The organism is Flavobacterium sp. (genome assembly GCF_003525665.1).
Lineage (GTDB): Bacteria > Bacteroidota > Bacteroidia > Flavobacteriales > Flavobacteriaceae > Flavobacterium.
The window spans coordinates 22476-27857 of sequence record NZ_DQDX01000149.1; the positions used below are offsets into that span (position 1 = coordinate 22476).

The 5382-nt window shown below is 32.2% G+C and carries 2 protein-coding genes; both read right to left on the reverse strand.

Features of this window, described 5'->3' with window-relative positions:
• Nucleotides 1–27 precede the first annotated feature (27 nt).
• Nucleotides 28–2886, reverse strand: a complete 2859-nt coding sequence (gene polA / locus DIU01_RS10530; RefSeq protein WP_290834224.1) for a DNA polymerase I — start codon at nt 2884–2886, stop codon at nt 28–30.
• A gap of 228 nt (nt 2887–3114) precedes the next feature.
• A complete protein-coding gene (locus tag DIU01_RS10535) occupies nt 3115–5238 on the reverse strand; it encodes a tetratricopeptide repeat protein (protein WP_290834226.1) in 2124 nt (707 codons plus the stop codon).
• Between the last annotated feature and the right edge of the window lie 144 nt (nt 5239–5382).

Here is a 5382-nt window from a genome sequence, read left to right on the forward strand (position 1 = left end):
AACTCGCAACCCGAAACCCGAAACTTTCTAATGTGCCTCAAGCCAATTTTCCCCAACACCAATCTCAACATCCAGCGGAACATCCATTTTGAAGGCGTTTTCCATTTCGTGTTTAATCATTGGTGTGATTTTTTCTAATTCTGAGTTGTGAACATCAAATACAAGTTCATCGTGCACTTGCAATAACATCTTTGATTTCCAATTCTCAGAAGTTAATTTCTTATGAATATTAATCATCGCAATTTTGATAATATCAGCTGCTGAACCTTGAATTGGTGCATTTACTGCATTTCGTTCAGCGCCACTTTTTACCATCATGTTGGCCGAATTAATATCTTTTAAATAACGTCTTCTTCCTAAAACCGTTTGCACATAGCCATTTTCTCTTGCAAAATCTACTTGATTGCTCATATACGATTTCAGTTTTGGATAGGTTGCATAATACGCATCAATCAACTCAGCACTTTCTTTACGCGAAAGCGATGTTTGATTAGAAAGTCCGAAAGCTGAAACACCATATATAATTCCGAAGTTCACGGTTTTGGCATTGCTACGCTGTTCTTTTGTAACTTCTTCCAAAGGAACATTGAACACTTTTGCAGCCGTACTTCTGTGAATATCTTCATTGTTTTGAAATGCTTTAATCATGTTTTCTTCACCAGAAAGTGCTGCGATAATTCGAAGTTCTATTTGCGAATAATCGGCAGATAATAAGGTGTAATTTTCATCACGAGCGATAAATGCTTTTCTAATTAATCGTCCTCTTTCTGTACGAATTGGAATATTTTGTAAGTTAGGATTATTCGAACTCAAACGACCAGTTGCTGCGACCGTTTGCATGTAATCGGTGTGAACGCGACCAGTTTTTTTATCAACTTGATTTGGTAAAGCATCAATATAAGTACTTTGCAATTTTACCATTTGACGCCAGTCCAAAATATCTTTCACAATTGGATTGTCATTCGCCAAATAACTTAAAATTTCCTCTCCAGTAGCGTATTGACCGGTTTTGGTTTTCTTTTGTTTTGCTCCGCCAATTTTCATTTTGTCAAATAAAACGTCACCCAATTGTTTCGGTGAAGCCAAATTGAATTTTTCACCAGCGGTTTCATATATTTTTTGTTCCAATTCAGAACTTTCTTTTGCCATTTCCATCGACATTTCTTTCAAGAAAGGAACGTCAAGATTGATGCCTTCCAATTCCATTGCAGCCAAAACAGGAATTAACGGAATTTCAATTTCGTCAAATAACTTTTTGGTTTCGGCTTTGTCTAGAATCGGACTGAAATTTTGTTTTAATTGATAAGTTACATCAGCATCTTCGGCAGCGTACTCTTTGATTTCTTCTAAAGAAACATCTCGCATCGATTTTTGATTCTTACCTTTTTTACCAATTAAATCTTCAATTGATTTTGGAGAATATTTCAAATAAGTTTCCGATAAAACATCCATATTGTGACGCATATCAGGATTGATCAAATAATGCGCAATCATCGTATCGAATAATTTTCCTTTGATTTGAACTCCATAATTAGAAAGAATTTTCAAATCATATTTTATATTCTGACCAATTTTTTCGATGTTTTCATTTTCAAAAAACGGCTTGAACTTATCAACCAATATTTGTGCTTCATCTTGATTTTCTGGAAACGGAACGTAAAATGCCTCGCCTTTTTGCCAAGAAAATGACATTCCAACTAGTTCAGCATTCAAGGCATCAATTCCTGTAGTTTCGGTGTCAAAACATACCGAAGTTTGATTGAGTAAATTTTGTAAAAACAATTTTATACCTAATTCACCTTGAATAATCGTGTAATTATGATTGGTAGTTTCTAAAGTTGCATAGAACGAATTTGGTTTTGCATCATCACTTTCTTCATCAGAAAATCCGAATAAATCAAATTGATCTTCATTAGTTTTTTTTGCTGGAGCTTTTTTCGTCGCTTGTGGAGTATCACTTGAAGTTCCATTTCCATTAGTGTCAATTTCGTCGTACTCTTTTCCAGTTCCGAAATATTTATCAAACTGTGCTTTCATTTGACGGAATTCCAATTCATTGAACAACGCGTCTGTTTTTTCAACATCAGGTTTTGAAAGTTCAAAATCTTCAGCATTAAATTCTACAGGGCAATCGAGTAGGATTGTGGCTAATTTTTTAGACAATAATCCCAACTCAGCATTAGCTTCAATTTTATCTTTAATCGCACCTTTTAGTTGATGTGTGTTTGCTAAAAGATTTTCCATCGAACCATATTCTTTCAAGAATTTCTTAGCGGTTTTTTCTCCAACGCCAGGTAATCCTGGAATATTATCGGCTGCATCGCCCATCATTCCTAAGAAATCGATTACTTGTTCTGGTCGTTCGATTTCAAATTTTTCTAAGACTTCTGGAATTCCCCAAATTTCGATGTCGTTGCCCATTCGCGCAGGTTTGTACATGAAAATATTTTCGGAAACCAATTGTGCAAAATCTTTATCTGGCGTTACCATGAAAACTTTGTAATCTTCTTTTTCTGCCTGTTTTGCCAGTGTTCCAATCAAATCATCAGCTTCAAAACCTGCCACTTCAATAATTGGAATATGCATCGCTTTCAATAGTTCTTGAATATAAGGAACAGCAATTTTAATAGCTTCTGGAGTTTCGTCACGATGTGCTTTGTATTCTTGGTACATTTCGTAACGATACGTACTTCCGCCTTTGTCAAATGCTACGGCTAAATGGTCGGGTTTTTCACGTTTGATAACGTCCATCAAGGCATTCATAAATCCCATAATGGCCGAAGTATCCATTCCTTTAGAATTGATTCTTGGGTTTTTTATAAAGGCAAAATAACCGCGAAATATTAGTGCGTATGCGTCTAGAAGGTAAAGGCGTTTTTGTGACATTTTATTATAATTAGAGTGTAAAAATAATAAACAAATCCTCATTTCGTGAAGTAAATTTTGGCTTTCGTAAATTTTATTAAAAGACATTGTTTGCAAAATCTTTCTTTTACAGAAAAAATAGAAATTATGTCAGTACTAATAAAGAAAATTAATTTGAAAATGATGTTGTTAGCAATTGTAACAATTGTAATATTGGGATTGAATGTTTACAATGTAGTTTGTTTGTAATTATCCTAAAGGAATATTAACAACAACTTTTGTTCCAACAATTTCATCGTTTTCTAATTCATCGGAATAGGTAATTAATTGCTTAATAGAATGGTTTTCGTTTAGTAATTCTAATCGCTGTGCAATTGATTCTGTTGAAAACGATCGATGTTTACTTTGATTTTTAGCTTTGATTTCGGCTGATTTTGTTCTTCCAATTCCGTTGTCGATGATGGTGCAAACGATGTATTCTTCATTTTCATCTAAGTCAAAATCTATGCTAATTGTTTTCAAACCGTTTTTGTGCATCAATCCGTGTTTGATACTGTTTTCTATAAAAGGTTGCAGTAACATTGGCGGTAGTTTATGATAATCTTCATCAATTATGTTGGAAGTTGAAATTGTGTATTCAAAATCTTTTGCGAAGCGCATTTTTTCTAAATCGAGATATTTTGTTAGAATATCAATTTCGGTTGCAATTGTGATTTGTTTTTTGCCCGAAACTTCTAAAATTTGACGCGTTAAATAAGTGAAATTGCTCAATTGTTCGTTGCCTTTCAGTTTGTCTCCATACATAAATTGTTCTTGAATACTGTTTAGCGCATTAAAAATAAAATGCGGATTCATTTGACTTTTCAAAGCTTTGAGTTCGCTGTCTGTGGCTTTCTTTTCGGCTTCAAGGAGTTTTTCGGCTTCAGCAAGTTTGGTTTCTAGTAGTTCGTTTTTCTTTTTTTCTTTAAATCTAAAGAATAAGAAATAGGCTAAAATGGCTAAAGCTAAAAAGGAAATAATGAAACTATTAATGAGAATGGTTTTCTTGTTGGATTGCAGTTCGGCTATTTTCTTTTTTTGATTTAGTTCTTTGATTTTGGCTTCCTTTTTTTCGGTTTCGTACTGGTAAGTGGCTTTTAAGGCAATGTCTTTACTCTCATCAAAATAGATTTTTTCACCAATATCAGCAGCAATTTTTTTGAAATTGAAAGCGTTTTTATAATCGTTTTGTTTGGAATAAATATCACTCAAAATCTCGGCTGCATCTTTTTCGTCAGAAGTGTAATTGGTTTTTTTTGCTAAATTATAACCTAATAAACCATATTCTTTGGCTTTGCCCAGTTGGTTTAATTTGTAGGAGGATGTTGCAATTTTGATTGCGATTTTTGAAACATAAACATCACTGTTTAGTTTTTTAAATATTTCATAAGCTTTAACATAGTTATTATTTGCTTCAGAGAAATTTTGTCTTTCAAAATAGATTTCTCCATAAATTTTATAGCAAACAGCAATAGAGTCAACATTATTTAATTTTGATGCAAGTTCAAAAGCTTGATTGTTGAATTGTAAAGCACTATTTAATTCTTTTCTTTTAATATTTACTGATGCTAAACTATTTAACACTAAAATTAAACGTTCGTTATTCTTGGTTTTTTTATCAATTTGCAAGCATTTTTCATAATACATAGTACTTGTTTTGTAATCGTTTTGATTATCAAAAATTCTTCCTAATGCAAAATAGGTGCGTTCTAAACCATCTAAATCATTCATTTTTTCGAATAATGGTAACGCTTCAAGATTGTATTTTATGGCAAGAGCATTGTTTCCTAAGTTGTTGTGTACAAATCCTAAATCGGTTAAGATATAAGCCAAGTTGGATTGATTTTTTGAGCGTTTTGCATACACATAGGCTCTTTGCACATAAACCAATGTACTGTCTAATTTTCCTAAATAGTCAAATGCAGTTCCAATATTTTGAAGAGCTAAAGCGCTACCGTAATCGTAATTTATTTTGGTAGTAATTTGTAATGATTTTCTATAGAATTGAATTGCTTTTTCAAACTCTTCGTTATAAATATAAAATGCGCCTTCGTTGTTAAAAGCAATGCTTAAGTACTTAGTATAAGTTTTCTTTAAAACAGGATTGCTTTCTGACTTACTTTTTTCTTGAGCTATTTTTTTTAATTCTTGATTGTATTTTATCCAAATATTATGGTCGTTTTCCGCTTCAATATTTTGGTCTAGTAAATAACATCTTGTGGTGTCACTTTTTTTGTAATTATCAAGTTTCGATTTTAAGTCATTAGTATTTTGAGCAAAAATAAAGTTGCCCAAAACAATTAGATTCAAGAATACTATTTTTTTTAAACGCATTTATAAAATGTTATTTATTTGCATAAATTCTTCAAATTCCTCTTTCTTTTCTCTTGAAATAGGAAGTAATATTTTGTCATCATAAGTTACAGATAGTCCGTCTTTTTTGCTGTATTTTTTTATCAAAGTAATGTTCACATAATA

Excerpts from the sequence above, each read along its gene's own strand:
- DIU01_RS10535 (WP_290834226.1), bottom strand. The coding sequence starts at position 5,238 with ATGCGTTTAAAAAAAATAGTATTCTTGAATCTAATTGTTTTGGGCAAC.
- polA (WP_290834224.1), bottom strand. The coding sequence starts at position 2,886 with ATGTCACAAAAACGCCTTTACCTTCTAGACGCATACGCACTAATATTT.